The organism is Dactylosporangium sp. NPDC000244 (assembly GCF_040300725.1).
Taxonomy (GTDB): domain Bacteria; phylum Actinomycetota; class Actinomycetes; order Mycobacteriales; family Micromonosporaceae; genus Dactylosporangium.
Window position 1 is genome coordinate 102,417 of the sequence record NZ_JBEPEH010000007.1, and the last position, 18,321, is coordinate 120,737.

An 18,321-nucleotide genomic window follows, 5' to 3' on the forward strand; every position below is an offset into this window, starting at 1 on the left:
GGGCCGCCGGAAGTCGATCGTGACCGTTTCGAGGTTTTCCAACGGAAAGGACCGCTGCTCGGCAATTGGCGGCCGAAAAACGCCGCTGACCTGCGGTTTCTGCCTCACGAAATGCAAGTCGAATTGATTGGCCGATCGGTCGATACCGGGTCCTCCTAAATACCGATGGTCACGCGAATGAGCACCTTGCCGATTGCGCCGTTTTCCACCGCGGCGTGCGCCGCCGCCGTCTCGGCGAGCGGATATTCGTGCAGCGGCACACCGGCCTCGGCGCCGAAGCGCAGGGCGCCGTCGGCCAGGGCCGCGTTCACCGCCGCGGCGCCCTCGGCCAGGGCCGGACGCGGGACGGTGTAGAGCAGCACGAACTGGTACCGCACGTTGAGCACCATGTGCCGCCGCACGTCCACGGCGAACGGCCCGCCGGAGCTGTCGTTGGCGTAGACCGCGATCGTCCCGCCGGAGCGCAGCACGGCCAGGTTCAGCTCGGCGTTGTGGGCCGCGGCCACCTCGACGACCACGTCCGCCCCGCCGGGCAGCGCGGCTCGGAGCCGCTCGGCGGCATCGGCGGCGCGGTAGTCGACCACGTGGTGCGCCCCGGCCCGGCGGGCCAGCTCGGCCTTCTCCGGCGAGCTGACCGTGGCCGCGACATTGGCCCCGGCCCAGACCGCGAGCTGGATCGCCGCGTTGCCCACGGCCCCGGCCCCGCCGGCGACGAGGACGTTGCGGCCGGCGAGCGCGCCGGGGGCCAGCCGCGCGGGCGCGCCCTCGTGCACCGTGAGCGCCCGGTGCGCGGTCATCGCGGGCACGCCCAGGCTCGCTCCGGCCTCGAACGACGCCGCATCCGGCAGCGGTACCACCCGATCGACCGGCACCACCGTGAACTCCTGCGCGGTCCCGCTCCCCGGCCGCTGGTAGGCCGCCATGACCAGCCACACGCGGTCGCCCACGGCGAACCCGCTCACCCCGGGCCCGACGGCGTCGATCACCCCGGCGCCGTCCTGGTTGGGCACCTGGCCCTCGGCGGCGACGGGCGCCATGGCGGTGGCGCCGGTGCGGGTCTTCCAGTCGGTCGGGTTGACCCCGGAGACGGCCACGCGGACGCGCACCTCACCCGGCCCCGGCTCCACGAGCACCCGCTCGGTCACGTTCAGCACCGAGGCCTCACCGAACTCGGTGTACACGATCGCCCTGTAGTTCTCGGTCATACCGCTAACGTAGCCGCCACCGCCTTGAGGAACAGGGTGGCGCCGCGGCCGTTGAGGACCCGGTGGTCGTACGCCAGCCCGAGCCTCACGTGCCCGTCCACCCGCGCGGTGAGCGAGATCGCGCACGTGGTGCCGGGCAGCACCAGGGGCACGGCGGCGGTCACGTCCGGGTCGGTGTGCAGGGCCAGCAGGATCGCCGGGTCCGCGAGGTCGGCCGGGCGGAAGGCCCCGCGCAGGGCCGTGGTGCGCAGGGCCATCAGGCGCTCCGCGATGCCGGCGAGCGACAGGCCCGGCACGTCGCGGATGACCGGCACGTGCAGGCCCTGGCCGACGTCGACGGTCACCCCGACGTCGACGCCCGCGGCCCGGCGCACCCGGTCCGGCGGCACGAACGCGGCGAAGCAGTCCGGGTGCTCGGCCGCGACCGCGCCGATCGCGGCGATGGTGAGCTCGGGGAGGCCGATCAGGCGGCGGTACTGCCGCGTGAGCTCCCGCCCGCGCGCGACCGCGGCCTCGACGGGCACGCGCACGGCCACGAACGCCTGCGGGATGCTGCGCGCCGACTCGGCCACGACGGCGGCCACGGCCCGCTGCACCGGCGGCAGCCGCTCCTCCCGCGGCGCGCCCGGCGCCGGGGCCAGCTCGTCGAGGTCGGCCACCCGGATCACCCTGCGCCCGAGCGCCTCCACCGCCGCGCGGGAGATCCCCCGCTCGGCCATGGCCCGCAGCGCCGGCTCCGTAATAGTGACATCCGACATTTCCGAAACGCTGGAAACAGCGGGCTCCGCCGGGGCGGCCGAGAGGCGCCCGATCACCGACCCGGCCGAGCACACCGCACCGGCCTGGAGCAGCGGCTGCAGATACCCCGAGCCGAGCGCGGGCAGTTCCTCGGCCGCCTTCGACGTCTCCACGGTCGCGACCGGTTCACCCTCACGCACCAGGGTCCCCGGCGGCACGATCCATTCGAGCAGCGTGTATTCGGCGTCGTTGGTGTTGAGCTTCGGCACCCGGATCTCGGTCACGTCAGTGCCGCCAAGGCCGCCACGATCGTCGAAGCCTGCACGAGCACCTCCCGCTCCAGGTGGGCCGCGGTCGGCACCACCGTGTCCGCCGCGTGCAGCACGCGCACGGGCCGCCCGCAGTCCCGCAGCCGATAGGCGACCTCGGTGCCCCAGGACGCGCCCGGCGGCCCGTCCTCGACCACGAGGATCTGCCGGGCGGGGTGGCGCAGCACCGGCTCGGGGTCCCACGGGTAGAGCCGTGTGGGCACGTGCAGGGCGCCGCAGCGCTCGTACCGCACCAGCAACGCCTCCATCGCCTCCAGCGCGCGGTGGGCGAGCCCGCCGGGCGCCACGATCAGGAAGTCGTCGCCAGGCGCGCCGTCCACGACGACCGTGTCCCCCTCGGCGCGGAACAGCGGCGGCAGGCCCATCGGCCGGCCGTACAACACCTTGTCCTCGAACAGCACCGACGGGCGTCCGGAGGCGAGCATCGCGCGCAGCATCGGCAGCGGCTCCGTGAACGGGCTCAGCTCGTGCACGTCGAGGCCGGGCACGCCCAGGAAGTGCTTCTGCGGGCTCTGGCTGTGCGTCGGCCCGTAGCCGCGGTTGCCCCCGGCCGGGCAGCGCACGATCAGCGGCATCGGTACCGGCCGGCCGAACATCGCCGTCGACTTGGCCGCGACGTTCACGATCTGGTCGAAGGCGAGCAGCGCGAAGTCGGCGAACATGATCTCGACGATCGCCTTGTCCCCGGCCAGGGCCAGCCCGTTGGCGACGCCGACGATCGCCGACTCGCTGATCGGGGTGCCGAGCACGCGGTCCGGGAAGCGGGTGGACAGGCCCCTCGTGACCTTGAAGGCGCCGCCGTACGGGTCGGTGATGTCCTCGCCGAGCAGGTACACCGACGGGTCCCCGGCCAGCAGCTCCCCCAGCGCCGCGTTGAGGCGCTCGGCGACCCGTGTCACCGGGACTCCCAGACCGAGGGCGGACGGGCGGTCACGTCGGCGACCACGGCCGCGACCCGCGCGCGCTGCTCGGTGTCCAGCGCGGTGCCGGCGTGGCGGGCGTACCAGTCCGGCAGCGCGGCCACCTCGGCGGCCGGCCGCGTGTCGTCGCCCTTGCTGTGCGGTCCGAGCCGGTGCACGGCGAACTCGACGACCAGCGGCCCGGCGCCGTCGCGCACGTGCTTGAGCGGCTCCTCCAGCATCGCCCGCATCGCGCCGACGTCGTCGCCGAGCTCGGCCGCGGGCACGTGCAGGTGCTCGACGCCGAACGCGGCCGCCCGCGCGGCGATGGTGCCGGCCATCGCGGCCGCCGCCGGAGTGCTCTGCGCGATGCCGTTGTGCTCGACCGCGACCAGCAGCGGCAGGCGCCACAGGGCGGCGAGGTTCAGCGTCTCGTAGACGGCGCCCTCGCCCCACGTACCGTCGCCGATGAACGCACAGGCGAGCCGTCCGGGCTCGGTCCGCGCGAGGTGCAGCGCGGCCCCGGCGGCCAGCGGCAGGCTCTCGCCCTGCACGCCGGTGGACAGGTAGCGGTCGCGCCGCAGGTGCTGGCTGCCGCCGACGCCGTGACAGACCGCCCCCTCCCGCCCCATGATCTCGGCGAGCAGGCCGGCCGGGTCGTCGAAGCGGGCCAGGTAGTGCCCGTGGCCGCGGTGGTTGCCGAACACGAAGTCCTCGGGGTCCAGCAGCGGCATCAGCGCGACCGGCACCGCCTCCTGGCCGAGGCAGGTGTGGGTGGTGCCGTGCAGCAGCCCGCGGGCGAACAGCTCCAGCAGCGCGGTCTCGAAGTGCCGGATGAGCAGCAGCATCCGCAGGTCCGCGCTCACAGGTTCACCAGGTACTTCTCGAGCGCCCCCAAGTCGAGTCCCTCGACGAAGGCCGAGGCGGCCTCCTGGCCCGGGATGGCGTATCGGGCGCAGTCGTCCAGGGCGGCCAGCCAGGGCTCGATGTTCTGCGGGGGCACGACCGGGCGCGGGTACGGCTCGCCGGCCCGCTGCGGCTCGTACTCCGTGATGGGGTCGACCGGCAGCAGGTACGGCACCCCGAGCTTGGCCTCGCGCAGCCCGCCGACGTCCGAGGCGAGCACCGGCACCCCGTGCAGCATCGCCTCCACCGCCGTGTACCCGAACGTCTCGTCCCACAGCGACGGCATCAGCAGCGCGCGGCTGCCCCGCAGCACGTCGGCGATGTCCGGAGCGGCCGGCACGACCTCGATGTTGGGCCGGCCCGCGAGCTCGGCGAGCTCCCCGTCGGTGCTGCCCCACGTACGCACCGCCCGGAAGCGCAGGCCGGGCCGGGCGTCGGCCAGGCCGAGCAGGACGGGCAGCCCCTTGAAGCCGCACGGGTTGACCATGGTGACGCAACCGGAGGCGTCGAACGCCGGGGGGCCCTGGTGGTAGACGTGCGGATGCAGCACGGTCGAGGCGAGCCCGCCGTGCTCGAGCACGTAGTCGTGCGCGGCCCGGCTCACCGACACGATCCCGCGGGCCCGGGCGACCATCCGGCGGCCGGAGTCGCTCGGGTAGAACGCGCGCGGCCCGAACGGCAGCTGCTGGAGGGTGTGCACGAGGTACACGACCCGGTCCGGGGTGGCCCGCAGCGCGGTGCCGAGCACCATGAGGCCGGGGTCGTCCGACGGCACCAGCGTCCAGTCCGGCTCCTCGGCCGCGGCGACCTCGCGCAGCAGCCTCGGCAGGCGGGGACCGTCGGCCGCGAACACCTCGACGCCCGCGATGGTGCGCACGCCGGGGGTACCGCGGGTGACGGCCACGCACCGGTGCCCCCGGGCCGCCAGCTCCTCGAGCAGCAGCCGGTTCGACTTCGTGGCCCCGCCGTGCCCGGGCAGCCACGGCATGTTCTGCGCGAGCAACACCCGCATCGCTACTCGGCCCGGCTCAGCAGCTCGGCCACCTCGGCGTCGGACAGCCCGTCCAGCTCGGCGAGCGCGGCCCGGGTGATCGCCCGGGCCGCCGCCGCGACCGTCAGGTCCTCCTCGAACAGCTCGTCGACGGCGAGCTCCAGGCCCATCTCGGCCTGGACCCGGGCCAGGAACCCGACCAGCACCAGCGACTCGCCGCCGAGGTCGAAGAAGTCGTCCTCGGCCGACGTGGGCTTGAGCCCCAGCTCGGTCCAGATCCGCGCGACCGTGGTCTCCTCGGGAGTCATCGCCTACGCCCCCCGCGAGCCGGCCGGCCGCATGTCGGTCCAGACGCGGTCGATGTGATCGAGGCACTCCTGCCTCGGCCCCCGCACCCCCTCGGCGTGCCAGCCGGCGGGCAGCGGGTCACCGGCGGGCCAGATCGAGTACTGCTCCTCGTCGTTGCGCACGACGACGTAGTCATCCATGGGCCTGCTCCTTGCGGCGTTGGCGTTCCTGAGCCCCGATGAGGTCGTCCGGGGCCGCGTCGGGCACCCGCTCGTCGAAGCGGGCGAGGCTCGGCAGCCGCAGCGAGACCAGCACCTGCGCCACCATCACGGCGGCCAGGAGCAGGAACAGCAGCGCGGTGCCGCGGCCCGGTCCGGTGCCGATCAGTGCGCCCAGGCTGCCGGCCAGGGCGCCGTGCGGGGCCAGGAGCGGGTCGAGCAGCCGGCTGCCGAGCGGCGCCACGACCGCGTAGCCGATCGGGATGGTGGAGAAGGCGATGACGGTGTTCACCGCGAAGACCCGGCCGTGGAAACGCTGCGGCACCTTCACCTGGACGATCGTCGTGTAGACGCCGTTGGCCAGGGTCAGCCCGAGCGACATGCCCAGCGCGCCGGCGGCCACGAGCAGCTCGCTGGGGCGCAGGCCGGGCAGGGCGCTGCTCAGCGCGAGGCCGAGGACGACCAGCAGCATGCCGCGCACCCGGTGCCGCCGCGGCCCGCCCCAGAAGCTCATGAGCAGCCCGCCCGCGACGGCGCCGAGCCCGCCCGCCATGCTCACCCGGGCCACCGCACCGAGGTCGGCGAACGAGAGCACCAGCGGCGACAGCAGCAGGAACAGCGGGGTCATGAACAGGTTCAGCACCGCGAAGAACACGAGCACCGGCCGCAGGCTCCCGGCGCCGAGGGCGTAGCGCCACCCGCCGACGACCTCCTGCCAGAACGTCTCCCGGCGCGCCCAGGCGAGCGTGCGCGGGAACCGCACGGCGAGGGTGACGCCGACCGCGACGACGTAGCTGACCACATCGAGCACGAGCACCCCGCGCAGCCCGACGGTGGCCATGAGCCCGGCGGCGACCAGCGGGACGAGGAACTGCCCGGCGCCGAAGCTGAGCTGGACCATGCCGTTGGCGTGGCCGAGGTACCGCTTGGGCACGAGCTGCGGCACCGCGGAGGAGAACGCCAGCCGCTGGAACGTCAGCGCCACCGACAGCACCACGAGCAGCCCGTAGACGTGGGAGACCCGCAGGGTGCCGGTGAGCGCCAGGGCGAGCAGCGCGGCCTGGCTGGCCCCGGCGGCGAGGTCGCCGCCCAGCATCACCTTGCGCCGGTCGAAGCGGTCGACGACGGCGCCGGCGAAGGGCGCGACGAGCATGCCGGGCACCAGGCCCAGCACCGCGAAGACCGCGAAGCGCACCAGCGAGCCGGTCTGCAGGTAGATCCAGAGCGGGATGGCGAACTCGGTGAGCGCCGAGCCGACGATCGACACGAGCTGCCCGGCGGCGACCGCCATGAACCGGCCCAGGCTGGGTTCGGGGCCATCAGGGCCATCAGGGCCATCAGGGCCATCCGCGTGCTCCACCGTGGACGAGCGGGCGGCCACCTCCCAGCCGCCGTCCGGGTCCCGCAGACGCTCGTCGGTGCCGTGCACCTCGGTGACGATGTGCGAGAGCTCCCCGGCGCGGTACTTCAGGAAGAAGTGCCCCGCCTCGTCCAGCACCACCAGCGCGGTCGTCCCGGTGAGGAAGTGCCACTCCCGGTAGCGCTCGCGGTAGAACTCGGTCTGCGTGTCCTGGCTGCCGACGACGGAGACGATCGGCGCCTTGAGCACAGCGCGATGCTCGGCGAACAGGCCGGTGAAGTACTCCTCGGCCAGCCGCGTGTGCTCGCGCATGTTGCGGATGATGAGGTCGGCCTCGTCCCGGTCGAACTCGGCCATCTCGACGCCCATCGAGCGCAGCCAGTTCTCGTAGACTCGGTTGGACAGCAGCGCCTCGCGCCCGGCCAGCTTGGCCAGCAGCCCGCTGAACCGGCCGGTGGGGCGCGCGAACGGGAACACCGCGCCGATGTAGACGGCCTCGACGGTGCGCCCGGCCGCCTCGAGCCGCCGGGCCAGCTCGACGGCGACGGAGGAGCCCACGCCGCAGTGGCCGTAGACGACGAGCGGTCCTTCGACGCGCTCCAGCACCTCGGCGGTGAGCCGGGCGGCGAGCTCGTCGAAGGGCAGCGCCTCCTCGCGCACGCCGATGTCCTGGCCGGGGATGGCGACCGCGTGCAGCGACCACCCGGCCGGGAGCGCGTCGGCGAGCGGCTGGTAGACGACCGCGCTGCCGCCGCCGTAGGGCACCGCCACGATCGAGGCCAGCCGCTGCTCGGGCGGCACGGGCCGGGTCAGCTCGTGCAGCAGCCGCCGCGGCCCCCGGTCCGGCTCGGACAGCAGCCGGGCCAGCTCGCGGACCGTCTTGTACTGGAACACGTCGAGCACCGAGACCCCGCCGCCGGCCTTGCGCAGCCGGGCGACGACCTGGGTGGCGACGAGCGAGTGGCCGCCGAGGTCGAAGAAGTCGTCGTCGGCGCCGACCTTCTCGACGCCGAGCAGCTCCTGCCAGATCCCGGCGACGAGCCGCTCGGCATCGGTCGCGGGCTCGGCAAACGCGACCGCGGCGCTGCGGGTGACCGTCGGGGCCGGCAGGGCGCGCCGGTCGAGCTTGCCGTTCGGGGTGAGCGGCAGCGCGTCGAGCCGGACGAACGCGGCAGGCACCATGTAGTCGGGCAGGCTGCGTTTCAGGGCCGGCCGCACATCGTCGTCCGACCCGACCACATAGGCGACCAGACGCTCGTCGCGCACGACCACGGCCGCGTCCTCGACGCCCGGCCGGGCCCGGATCGCGGTCTCGATCTCGCCGAGCTCGATGCGCAGGCCGCGCAGCTTGACCTGGGTGTCGAGGCGGCCGAGGAAGTCGATGGTGCCGTCGGGCAGTCGGCGGGCGGCGTCGCCGGTGGCGTACATCCGGCTGCCGGGCGGGCCGTAGGGGTCCGGGCGGAACTTCTCGGCGGTGAGGGCCGGGCGGCCGAGGTACCCGGTGGCCAGCTGCACCCCGGCGATGTAGAGCTGCCCGGGCACCCCGACGGGCGCGGGCCGCAGCCGCTCGTCGAGCACGTAGAGCGCGACGTTCTGGACCGCGGCGCCGATCGGGACCCGGGCCCGGCCGGCCAGCGCGTCGCCGTCGCAGCGCCAGGCCGAGACGTCGATCGCGGCCTCGGTCGGGCCGTAGAGGTTGTGCAGCTCGGCCGGGAGCGTGGCCACGCAGCGGCGGGCGAGGTCGGCCGGGAGCGCCTCCCCGCTGCAGACGATCGTGCGCAGCGAGGTGCACGCCGCCACGTCCTCGGTCGCCAGGAAGACGGCGAGCATCGAGGGCACGAAGTGCAGGGTGGTGACCTGCTCGGCGCGGATGAGGTCGCGCAGGTACTCGGCGTCGCGGTGCCCGCCCGGCTCGGCCAGCACCAGGCGGGCGCCGGTCATGAGCGGCCAGAAGAACTCCCACACCGAGACGTCGAAGCCGGCCGGGGTCTTCTGCAGCACCGCGTCGCCGGGGCCGATGCGGAAGCGGCGCTGCATCCAGTCGAGGCGGTTGAGCAGGCCGCGATGGGTGTTCGGCACGCCCTTGGGCCGCCCGGTGGAGCCCGAGGTGTAGATGACGTAGGCGATGTCGCCGGGCTCGGGCCCTTCGAGGGGCGATCCGCCGCCGGCCAGGGCCGCGTCGAGGTCGAGCGCGGCGCAGTCCTCGCGCATGAACGCGAGGCGCTCGGCCGGGTACTCGGGGTCGAGCGGCACGTAGGCGGCCCCGGCCCGCAGCACCGCGAGCAGCGCGACGACCAGCTCGAACGAGCGGTCCATGGAGACCGCCACGAGCGCCCCGCGCGGGATGCGGGCGGCGAGGCGGGCCGAGTGCTCGTCGAGCTCCCCGTAGGTCATGTGCCGGCCCGCGAACGTGAGCGCCACGGCGTCCGGCTGCGCCGCCATCCGCGCCTCGATCAGGGCCGGCACCGTCGTCTCGGGCAGCTCGACCGGCTCCGGCGCCGGCAGCACGACCGCGCGCTCGTCCGGCTCCAGCAGGTCCACATCGGACAGTCGCCTTTGCGGGTCCGCGGCCACCTCGGCGAGGAAGCGGCGGAAGTGCCCGGCGAAGCGGACCGCGGTGTCGTGCGAGAACAGGTCCGTGTTGTAGACGACCGTGGCCCACAGCTCGCCGGGGGCCTCCTTCACGTACAGCTCGAGCTCGAAGCGCGTCGCGGACACCGGCGCGGGCCAGTGCCCGAGGGTGAGCCCGCCCCAGTCCCGCCCGTCGTACTCGTCGTAGTTCTGCAGCGCGAACAGCGCCTGGAAGATCGGCGAGCGCCGCACGTCCCGCGGGAGGTTGAGCTCCTGCACGAGCTGCTCGAAGGGCAGATCCTGGTGGGCGTACGCGTCCAGGCACCCCTCCTTCACCCGCCCGAGCAGCTCGGCGAAGGTCGGGTCGCCGGACAGCGGCGCGCGGACCGCCACCGTGTTGACGAACATGCCGATGAGCCGCTCCAGCTCGGGCGGCTGCCGCCCGGCCACCGGCGAGCCGACGGCGAACTCGGTCTGCCCGCTCAGCCGGCCGAGCACCGCCTGGAACGCGGCCAGCAGCGTCATGTGCAGCGTGACCCCGTGGTCGCGGGACAGCGCCGACAGCTCGTCGCGCAGGCCGAGCGGGAAGCTGTGCTCGGCCCCGGTGAAGGTCTGCCGGGCCGGGCGCGGGTGGTCGGTCGGCAGGTCCAGCGGCTCGACGCCGGCCAGGCCGTCCCGCCAGAAGGCCACGCTCGCCGCGAAGCCCGTGTTCGCGCGCTGCCAGGCGGCGTAGTCGCGGTAGCGGACCGGCAGCTCGGGCGGGGTGCCGCCGCGGTAGTGCGCCGCGACCTCGCTCGCGAACAGGTCCATCGACCAGCCGTCGGTGACGATGTGGTGCACCGCGATGGCAAGCAGGTGATCGTCCTGCGCCACCTCGATGAGGGCCGGGCGCAGCAGCCCCCCGGCCGCGAGGTCGAACGGCTCCGCCAGGTGCGCCTCCAGCGCCTCCAAGGGCAGCAGCGGCAGTGGTACCGGTGCGGCCTCGTCGATGCGAAGCCGCGGCCTTCCGTCCCCGCCGTCCACGAACCGGCTGCGCAGCGGCTCGTGCCGGGCCACCACGGCCGAGATCGCGGCGGCGAGCCGGTCCGCGTCGAGGTCGCCGAGCAGGCGCAGCACGATCGGGATCACGGCCGCGGTGTTGCCCGGGGCGAGCTGCTCCAGGAACCAGAAGCGCTCCTGCGCGAAGGACAGCGGCGGCGGCGCGTCCTGCGGCAGGGCGGGGATCGTCCGGGTGGACCGGCCCCGCAGCCGCTGCTCCAGCAGTGCCCGCTTGGTGGGTGTCAGCGTCATCCGGACTCCCCCAGCAGCCGCTCCGCCTCGTCGTCGGACAGCTCGTTCAGGTCGGCCACGATCAGCTCCTCCACGGCCACGGCCAGGTCGGCGAGGACCGGGTGGGCGAACATGGTGCGCAGCGGCACGGTGGTGCCCGTCGCCGCCCGCAGCCGCCCGGCCACCTTCATCGCCAGCAGCGAGTGCCCGCCGGCGGCGAAGAAGTCGTCGTGCACGCCGACCCGCTCCAGGCCCAGCACCTCCCGCCACACCCCGGCGACCAGCTCCTCGGCCGCGTCGCGGGGCGGGACGAAGGTGGCCGGGCCCTGCTTGGCGACGGCCCGCGGCGCGCGGACCGACCGTCGCAAGGCCGCCCGGGCCTCGGCGTCGCCCCCGGCGTCGACCGTCGACAGTGGACCGTCCGGATTGGACAGCAGCGCGGTGGCCAGGGCCTCGAAGCGGTGCGCGAGCGCCTCGGCGGTGGCCCGGTCGAACAGGTCGGTGCGGTGGCCGAGCACCAGCCGCAGCCCGTCGGCGGTGCGCCAGACGTCGAGGGTCAGCTCGTACTTCACCTGCCGCCCGCCCGGGTCGTGGAAGGCCGCGTCGACCCCGGGCAGCACGTCGGTGCCGGCCGCCTCCTCGGTGTGGAAGGTGAACATGGTCTGGAACAGCGGGGTGCGGTTGAGCCGCCGGGGCACGTCGACGGCGGCGAGGAGCCGGTCGAAGGGCGCGTCCTGGTGCGCGTACGCGGCCAGCGCGGTGTCCCGGGTGCGGCCGAGCAGCTCCCGGAAGGTCGGGTCGCCGGCCAGGTCGGCCCGCAGGGCGAGGGTGTTGACGAAGTAGCCGACCAGGTCCGCGACCTCGACCCGGGGCCGGTTCTCGATCGGGGTGCCGACGCAGAAGTCGTCCTGGCCGGTGAGCCGGGCCAGCAGCACCTCGTAGACCGACAGCAGCACCATGAACGGCGTGCACCGGGCCTCGGCGGCCAGCCGGCGCACCCCGGTGGCGAGGCTCGCGGGCAGGTCGTGCACCAGGAAGGCGCCCTCGAAGCCGGTCATCTCCGGGCGGGGCCGGTCCGTGGGCAGGTCGAGGATCGGCACGCCGGTCAGCTGCCCGCGCCAGTAGTCGAGCTGGTCGCACCAGTAGTCGAGCTGGTCGCGGTCCCGCTCGCGCTGCCAGACGGCGAAGTCGCCGTACTGCACCGGCGGCTCCGCGACCGGCTCCCCCGCGTACTCGGCCCGCAGCTCGCGCACCAGCACGCCGAGCGAGCGCCCGTCCCCGGCGATGTGGTGCACCACCAGGGCCAGCACGTGGTCGTCATCCGCATCGGTCACCAGCCCGGCCCGCAGCAGCAGCCCGGACTCCAGGTCGAACGGGCGGTTGGTCCAAGCCGGGACATCAGCCGAGACGTCCTCGCCGTGTTCCAGCGTCAGGCGCGCGTCGGTGACCTCCTGCAACGGCTCGTCTTCCGTGGGGATGAACCGCGTGCGCAGCGACTCGTGCCGGGCCACGACCGCGTTGAGCGCGGCCTCCAGCCGGTCGGCGTCGAGCGGGCCGCGCAGCCGGTAGGCGACGGCGATGTTGTACGAGGCGTCCTCGGGGTCGAGCTGGTGCAGGAACCACAGGCGCTGCTGGCCGAAGGAGAGCGGGCCCCGGCGCAGGCCCCGGCGGACCACCGGCGCCTCCTGGCGGTGCCGGTCCACGGCGGCGGCGAGCCCGGCGACCGTCGGGTCGAGGAACAACGCCCGCACCGGGACGTCCCGCCCGGTGGCCGCGCAGAGCCGGGCGACCGCGGCGATGGCCAGCAGCGAGTGGCCGCCGAGGGCGAAGAAGTCGTCGTGCGCGCCGACCCGCTCGACGCCGAGCACGCCGGCCCAGATCTGGGCGACCAGGTCCTCGGCCGGGGTGCGCGGGGCCACGTAGCCGCCGGCGGCCGCGACCGGGGCCGGCAGCGCGGCCCGGTCGACCTTGCCGTTGACGGTGAGCGGGACGCGGTCGAGCACCATGCAGTGGGCCGGCACGAGGAAGGCGGGGAGCCGCTCGGCGAGCGCCCGGCGCAGCGCGTCCGGGTCGAGGCCCTCGCCGGCCGCGTAGGCGGCCAACGCGCCGTCGCGCACGACCACCGCGGCCTGGGCGACGCCCGGCAGGCCCCCGAGCACCGTCTCCACCTCGCCCGGCTCGACGCGGTAGCCGCGGATCTTCACCTGGTCGTCGAGGCGGCCCAGGAACTCGAGGCGGCCGTCGGGGCGCCAGCGGGCCCGGTCGCCGGTGCGGTAGAGGCGGGCCCCGGGCGGGCCGTACGGGTCGGGGCGGAAGCGGTCGGCGGTGAGCCCGGGGCGGCCGAGGTAGCCGCGGGCCACCCCGTCGCCGGCCACGCACAGCTCGCCGGGGACGCCGGTCGGGGTGAGGCGCAGGTGCTCGTCGAGGACGTAGACGCGGGTGTCCGCGATCGGGGTGCCGATGGAGGTCTCGGCCGGGCCGAGCGCGCCGGTCGTGGCGATGACCGTGGTCTCGGTCGGGCCGTAGGTGTTGAGGACCTCGACGCGGTCCCCCACCTCGGCGTACCAGGCGGCGAGGCGGTCGGCGCGGACCGTGTCGGCGCCGAGGATGAGCAGGCGCAGCGACGCGGGCCACTCCACGGTCCCGACGAGCTCGTGCCAGTAGGGGGTGGGCAGGTCGAGCACCGTGACGGGCTCGCGGGCGAGCAGGTCCGAAAGGTCCTCGTCGGGCGGCAGCAGCACCAGGCGGGCGCCCGCCGCCAGCGTCGGCCACACCTCCTCGACGTGCGTGTCGAAGCTGACGGTGGCGAACTGCGCGACGACGTCGCCGGGTTTGAGGTCGTACCGCCGCCGCATCCAGGAGACCCGGGCGCGCAACGCGTGCCGGGAGACCCCGACGCCCTTGGGGGTGCCCGTCGAGCCGGAGGTGTAGATGACGTAGGCCAGGCTCTGCGGATCCACAGTGGACTCATACGGCTCCGCCTGCTCCACGCTCGTCACCGTGAGCGCGCAACCCTCGGCGAGCAGTTCGCGGCGGGCGGCCGGATAGCGCGGGTCGATCGGGACGTAGGCCGCCCCCGCCTTCAGCACCGCGAGCAGGGTGACGATGAGGTCGATCGAGCGCGGCATCAGCACCGCCACCCGGTCGTCGGGGCGCACCCCCTGGTCGCGCAGCCAGCCCGCCTGGCGGGCTGCCCGGTCGTGCAGTTCCCCGTAGGTCAGCGTTTCATTTTTGAAACTCAGGGCGATCGCGGCCGGGTCCGGCGCGGGCGGGTCCTGCACCTCGCCGGACGGGCCGGTGCCGAGGGCGACCAGGGCCTCGCGCTCGCCCGGGGCCAGCAGGTCCAGCGTGGACAGCGGGCGGGCGGGGTCGGCGGCCGCGGCGGTCAGCAGGCGCTCCAGGCGGGCCAGCAGCCGCTCGGCGGTGGCCGCGTCGAAGAGGTCGGTGCGGTAGTTCAGCGCGAGCTGCACCCCGTCCGGCTCCCGCCAGGCGTCGAGCATCAGGTCGAACTTGGCCTGGGTGAGGCCGTCGTCGACGTGCTCGGCGGCGATCCCGGGCAGCAGATCGGTGGTCGCGCCCTCCTCGGTGTGCAGGATGAGCATGGTCTGGAACAGCTCGGTGCGCGACGGGTCGCGGGGCAGGCCGAGGTCGGCGGCGAGGCGCTCGAACGGGATCTCGGGGTGCGCGTAGGCGCCCAGGGCCACCTCGCGCACGCGGCCGAGCAGCTCGGCGAAGCTCGGGTCGCCGGAGACGTCGGTGCGCAGCACGAGGGTGTTGATGAACATGCCGATGAGCCCGGTGAGCTCGGGCCGGGCGCGGTCGGAGACCGAGGTGCCGACGCTGATGTCGGTCTGGCCGGTGTGCCGGGCCAGCAGCGCCTGGTAGCCGGCGAGCAGCACCATGAACGGGGTGCAGCCGTGGGCGCCGCCGAGGCGGTCGAGCGTGTCGGCGAGCCCGGCGCCGAGACGGCGGCGGGCGAAGGCGCCGCGCGAGGTCTGCACGGCCGGGCGGGGCCGGTCGGTGGGCAGGTCGAGGTGCGCCACGCCGGCCAGCCGCCGGGTCCAGTAGGCGAGGTCGCGCTCGTCGCCGCGGGCCCGCTGCCACTCGGCGAAGTCGGTGTAGCGGACGGGCAGCGGCGGCAGTGGCTCCCGTGCGTAGGCCGCGCGCAGTTCCTCGCAGAGGATGCCCAGCGAGCGCCCGTCGCCGGCGATGTGGTGCATCACCAGGCACAGCACGTGCTCGTCTTCCGCATCGGTCACCAGCCCGGCCCGCAGCAGCATGCCCTCGCCGAGGTCGAAGGGGCGGTTCGTCCAGCGTGGGATGTCGTCGAGCGAGCCGCGCTCCAGCACCGGGCGCCGATCGGTGACCACCTGGGCCGGCCCGCCGTCGTCCTCGAGGAAGCGGGTGCGCAGGGTGTCGTGGCGCTCGGCGAGCAGCTCCAGGGCCGAGCGCAGCCGGTCGGCGTCGAGCGGGCCGCGCAGCCGGTAGACGAGCGCCATGTTGTAGGCGGCGTCATCGGGCTGCAGCACCTGCAGGAACCACAGCCGCAGCTGGGCCGGGGACAGCGGGGCGGGCGCGGCGGGGTCCGGGCGCGGGGTCACCGGCACGTCGCGGGTGTGGTCCGGGGCGTTCACGAGCTCGTCCACGGCGGCGGCGAGCGCGGCGACGGTCGGGTGCGCGAACACGGTCCGCACCGCGACCTCGTAGCCGCACGCGACCGAGAGCCGGGCCGCGACCGTCATCGCCGGCAGGGAGTGCCCGCCGAGCGCGAAGAAGTCCGCGTCCACGCCGATGCCGTCGCGGCCCAGGGCCTCGGCCCAGATGTCGGCGACCAGCCGCTCGGTCTCGGTGCGCGGGGCCGGGCCGGCGGCCGCGACCGGTTCGGGGTCGGGCAGCGCGGCCCGGTCGAGCTTGCCGTTCGGGGTCAGGGGCAGGGCGTCGAGGGTGACGTACACCCGCGGAACCATGTGCCCGGGCAGCTGCTCGGCGAGGTCGTTGCGCTCGGGCGCGCCGACCACGTAGGCGACCAGGCGCTCGTCGCGCACCGCGACCGCGGCCTGCCGCACGCCCGGCAGCGCGGCCAGGTGGGCCTCGATCTCGCCGAGCTCGATGCGGTGCCCGGCCAGCTTGATCTGGTTGTCGGCCCGGCCGAGGAAGCGCAGCTGCCCGTCCGCGCCCCAGCGGGCCAGGTCGCCGGTGCGGTAGAGGCGGTCGCCCGGGGCGCCCCACGGGTCGGGCCGGAACCGGTCGGCGGTCAGGGCCGGGCGGCCGAGGTAGCCCCGGGCCACGCCCAGCCCGCCGATGCACAGCTCGCCGATCGCGCCGGTCGGCAGCTCGTGGCCGTCCTCGTCGCAGATGCGGATGTGGGTGTACGCGATCGGCGCTCCGATCAGCACCTCGTCCGGCGCCTCGGGCACGGGCCACGCGGCCGACCAGATCGTCGTCTCCGTCGGGCCGTAGACGTTGAGCGTCTCGCGGCTCCTGGCCCGCAGCTCCCGCGCCAGGGCGGGCGGCAGCGCCTCCCCGCCGACGAGCGCGACGACGTCCGGCCGGTCGAATCCCGCGGCCAGCAGCAGCCGCCAGCGTGAGGGCGTGGTCTGCACGTGCGTGACCCCGGCGCGGGCGATGAGGGCGTCGAGGCGGTGCCCGTCGCGCTGCGCCTCGGCGTCGGCGAGCACGATCCGGCCGCCGGTGACCAGCGGCAGGAACAGCTCCAGCCCGGCGATGTCGAAGTTGAGGGAGGTGACGGCGAGCCAGCGGTGCTCGGGCCGCGACTCCAGCCGCGCCGCCATGTCGAGGACGAAGTTGGTGAGCGCGTGGTGCTCGACGACCACGCCCTTCGGGCGGCCGGTCGAGCCGGAGGTGTGCAGCACGTACGCCACGCCCGCGCCCGGGTCGCCGGCGCGCGCGTCGGCGAGGATCAGCTCCTGACGCGCGGGCGGGTAGCCGGGGTCGACGGGCACGTAGGCGGCGCCGGCCCGCCAGACCGCGAGGACCTCCTCGACCAGCTCGGGCGTGCGCTCGTGCGCGATCGGGACGAGCCTTCCGCGAATCCCGGCCGCCCGCTTGTCCACATTGGACATCAGCTCGGCGTAGGTCCGGGTCCGCCCGTCGGCATCCTCCAGCGCGATCGCGTCCGGGGTGCGGGCGGCCTGGGCGTCGATGAGGTCGAGGACGGTGCGGGGGTCCTTGCGCCAGTACACCGGCCGCGGCGCCTCGGCCGGGCGCCCCTCCGCGAGCCGCCGGACGTGCTCGGCGAAGTGCTCGAGCACCCCCTCCTCCAGCGCCGAATGGCGGAAGGCCAGCTCCGCGCCCCCGTCGGGCCGGGGCGCGGCCTCGAGCACCAGGTCCGGCTCGACGCCGGCGACGTCGTGGTGCCAGACCTCGGCCCGCAGCCCCCGCCACCGCTCCACGGCGTGCGGCTGGTGCAGGTGCAGCGCGACCCGGAACAGCGGGCCGCCGCGGAGCAGGGTCTCGAACGGCACCTCGTGGGCGAGCGCCCCGGCGACCGTGCGGCGCACCCGCTCGGCCACCGCGGCCAGGTCGCGGGCGCCGGTCAGGTCGGTGCGCAGCGGGACCGGGTTCAGGAAGCAGCCGACGACCGGCTCCAGCTCGACGCGGGGCCGGCCGGAGGAGATGGTGCCGATGCTGACGTCGGGGTCGCGGGTGTAGCGGGCCACCGCGTCGCCGAGCGCCGCGAGCAGGGCGGTGAACGGGGTCGCGGCGCGCAGGCGGTGCAGCGAGCCGGGGGCCAGCTCCAGCCGCAACGCCCGGGTCGGCGCGCCCGGGGCGTGCTCGCGGGCGAAGGGCAGGCGGGTGTCGCCGAGGCCGGCCAGCCGCTCGCGCCAGTAGCGGGCGCGCTCCTCGCGAACCGGGCGGGCGGCGGCCCAGGCGGCGTAGTCCGCGTACTGCAGCGCGGGCGGCGCCCCGAGGTCCTGCCCGGCGTAGGCCCGCGCGACCTCGGCCCGCACCAGGCCGACCGAGTGCTCGTCGAAGGCGATGTGGTGCCCGACGAAGAGCAGCACGTGGTCGTCGGGGGCGGTCTCGACCAGGGTGATCCGGAAGATCGGGCCGGTGGCCAGGTCGAAGCGCTCGCGGACGGCATCGGCGGCGATCGCGTGCGGGTCGCCCGCGCGCACGTCGAGGCGCACCTCGGTGCGCTCCAGCACCCGCTGGACGGGCTGGTCGCCGGCGAGTTCGTAGACGGTGCGCATGGCCTCGTGCCGGGCCGCGACCGCCACGAACGCGCGGCGCAGCGCGGCCACGTCGAGCCGGCCCCGCAGCCGCAGGCCGAAGGTGGCGGCCGGGACCTCGCCGAGCCGGTCGGCGACCCAGATGCGCCGCTGCGCGGGCGAGCACGGGACGGGCCCGTCGCCGGCCGGCCGGGGCGCGATCGCGTCCGGCGCCCGGCCCGCACCGGCCCGGCGAGCGGCGACCAGCCGGGCGAGCGCGGCGCGGCGATCCGGATCGAGGCGGGCTAAGGCAGGCGTGACCATCAATCGTCCCCCGCGAACATTTTGGGCCGGAATACTCGCATTTGGCGGTGT

9 protein-coding genes are annotated in these 18,321 nt (G+C 75.1%); all 9 read right to left on the bottom strand.

The annotated features are described in order from the left end of the window. Positions 1–155: 155 nt before the first annotated feature. From ABT369_RS11650 to ABT369_RS11690, 9 genes are read right to left on the bottom strand one after another with little or no spacing between them, the layout of a single operon-like run. Complete coding sequence (locus ABT369_RS11650; RefSeq protein ID WP_350611686.1) at positions 156–1,205, bottom strand: NADPH:quinone reductase; 1,050 nt, start codon at positions 1,203–1,205, stop codon at positions 156–158. Next, the gene (locus ABT369_RS11655; protein WP_350611687.1) at positions 1,202–2,227 is read right to left on the bottom strand and encodes a 2-oxo acid dehydrogenase subunit E2; all 1,026 of its coding nucleotides are present in this window, start codon (positions 2,225–2,227) and stop codon (positions 1,202–1,204) included. Before ABT369_RS11655 ends, ABT369_RS11650 begins: the two co-directional genes overlap by 4 nt. Further along, complete coding sequence (locus ABT369_RS11660; protein WP_350611688.1) at positions 2,224–3,171, bottom strand: alpha-ketoacid dehydrogenase subunit beta; 948 nt, start codon at positions 3,169–3,171, stop codon at positions 2,224–2,226. Before ABT369_RS11660 ends, ABT369_RS11655 begins: the two co-directional genes overlap by 4 nt. After that, positions 3,168–4,037, bottom strand: a complete 870-nt coding sequence (locus ABT369_RS11665) for a thiamine pyrophosphate-dependent enzyme (RefSeq protein WP_350611689.1) — start codon at positions 4,035–4,037, stop codon at positions 3,168–3,170. Before ABT369_RS11665 ends, ABT369_RS11660 begins: the two co-directional genes overlap by 4 nt. Further along, entirely contained in the window at positions 4,034–5,089 is a 1,056-nt protein-coding gene (locus ABT369_RS11670) for a glycosyltransferase family 4 protein (protein WP_350611690.1), read from the bottom strand. The genes ABT369_RS11665 and ABT369_RS11670 overlap by 4 nt, the downstream gene beginning before the upstream one ends. Before the next feature lie 2 nt (positions 5,090–5,091). After that, the gene (locus ABT369_RS11675) at positions 5,092–5,376 is read right to left on the bottom strand and encodes a phosphopantetheine-binding protein (RefSeq protein WP_350611691.1); all 285 of its coding nucleotides are present in this window, start codon (positions 5,374–5,376) and stop codon (positions 5,092–5,094) included. Between the two features lie 3 nt (positions 5,377–5,379). Continuing rightward, the gene (locus tag ABT369_RS11680) at positions 5,380–5,556 is read right to left on the bottom strand and encodes an MbtH family protein (protein ID WP_350611692.1); all 177 of its coding nucleotides are present in this window, start codon (positions 5,554–5,556) and stop codon (positions 5,380–5,382) included. Further along, positions 5,549–10,795: a non-ribosomal peptide synthetase/MFS transporter gene (locus ABT369_RS11685; protein WP_350611693.1), complete on the bottom strand. Its 5,247-nt coding sequence runs from the start codon at positions 10,793–10,795 to the stop codon at positions 5,549–5,551. Before ABT369_RS11685 ends, ABT369_RS11680 begins: the two co-directional genes overlap by 8 nt. Beyond that, a complete protein-coding gene (locus tag ABT369_RS11690) occupies positions 10,792–18,270 on the bottom strand; it encodes a non-ribosomal peptide synthetase (protein WP_350611694.1) in 7,479 nt (2,492 codons plus the stop codon). The genes ABT369_RS11685 and ABT369_RS11690 overlap by 4 nt, the downstream gene beginning before the upstream one ends. Positions 18,271–18,321: the final 51 nt, after the last annotated feature.

Bases quoted from the DNA above. Each gene is read 5' to 3' on its own strand.
- ABT369_RS11675 (WP_350611691.1), bottom strand. From the start codon at position 5,376: ATGACTCCCGAGGAGACCACGGTCGCGCGGATCTGGACCGAGCTGGGG.
- ABT369_RS11690 (WP_350611694.1), bottom strand. From the start codon at position 18,270: ATGGTCACGCCTGCCTTAGCCCGCCTCGATCCGGATCGCCGCGCCGCG.
- ABT369_RS11680 (WP_350611692.1), bottom strand. From the start codon at position 5,556: ATGGATGACTACGTCGTCGTGCGCAACGACGAGGAGCAGTACTCGATC.
- ABT369_RS11670 (WP_350611690.1), bottom strand. From the start codon at position 5,089: ATGCGGGTGTTGCTCGCGCAGAACATGCCGTGGCTGCCCGGGCACGGC.
- ABT369_RS11685 (WP_350611693.1), bottom strand. From the start codon at position 10,795: ATGACGCTGACACCCACCAAGCGGGCACTGCTGGAGCAGCGGCTGCGG.
- ABT369_RS11650 (WP_350611686.1), bottom strand. From the start codon at position 1,205: ATGACCGAGAACTACAGGGCGATCGTGTACACCGAGTTCGGTGAGGCC.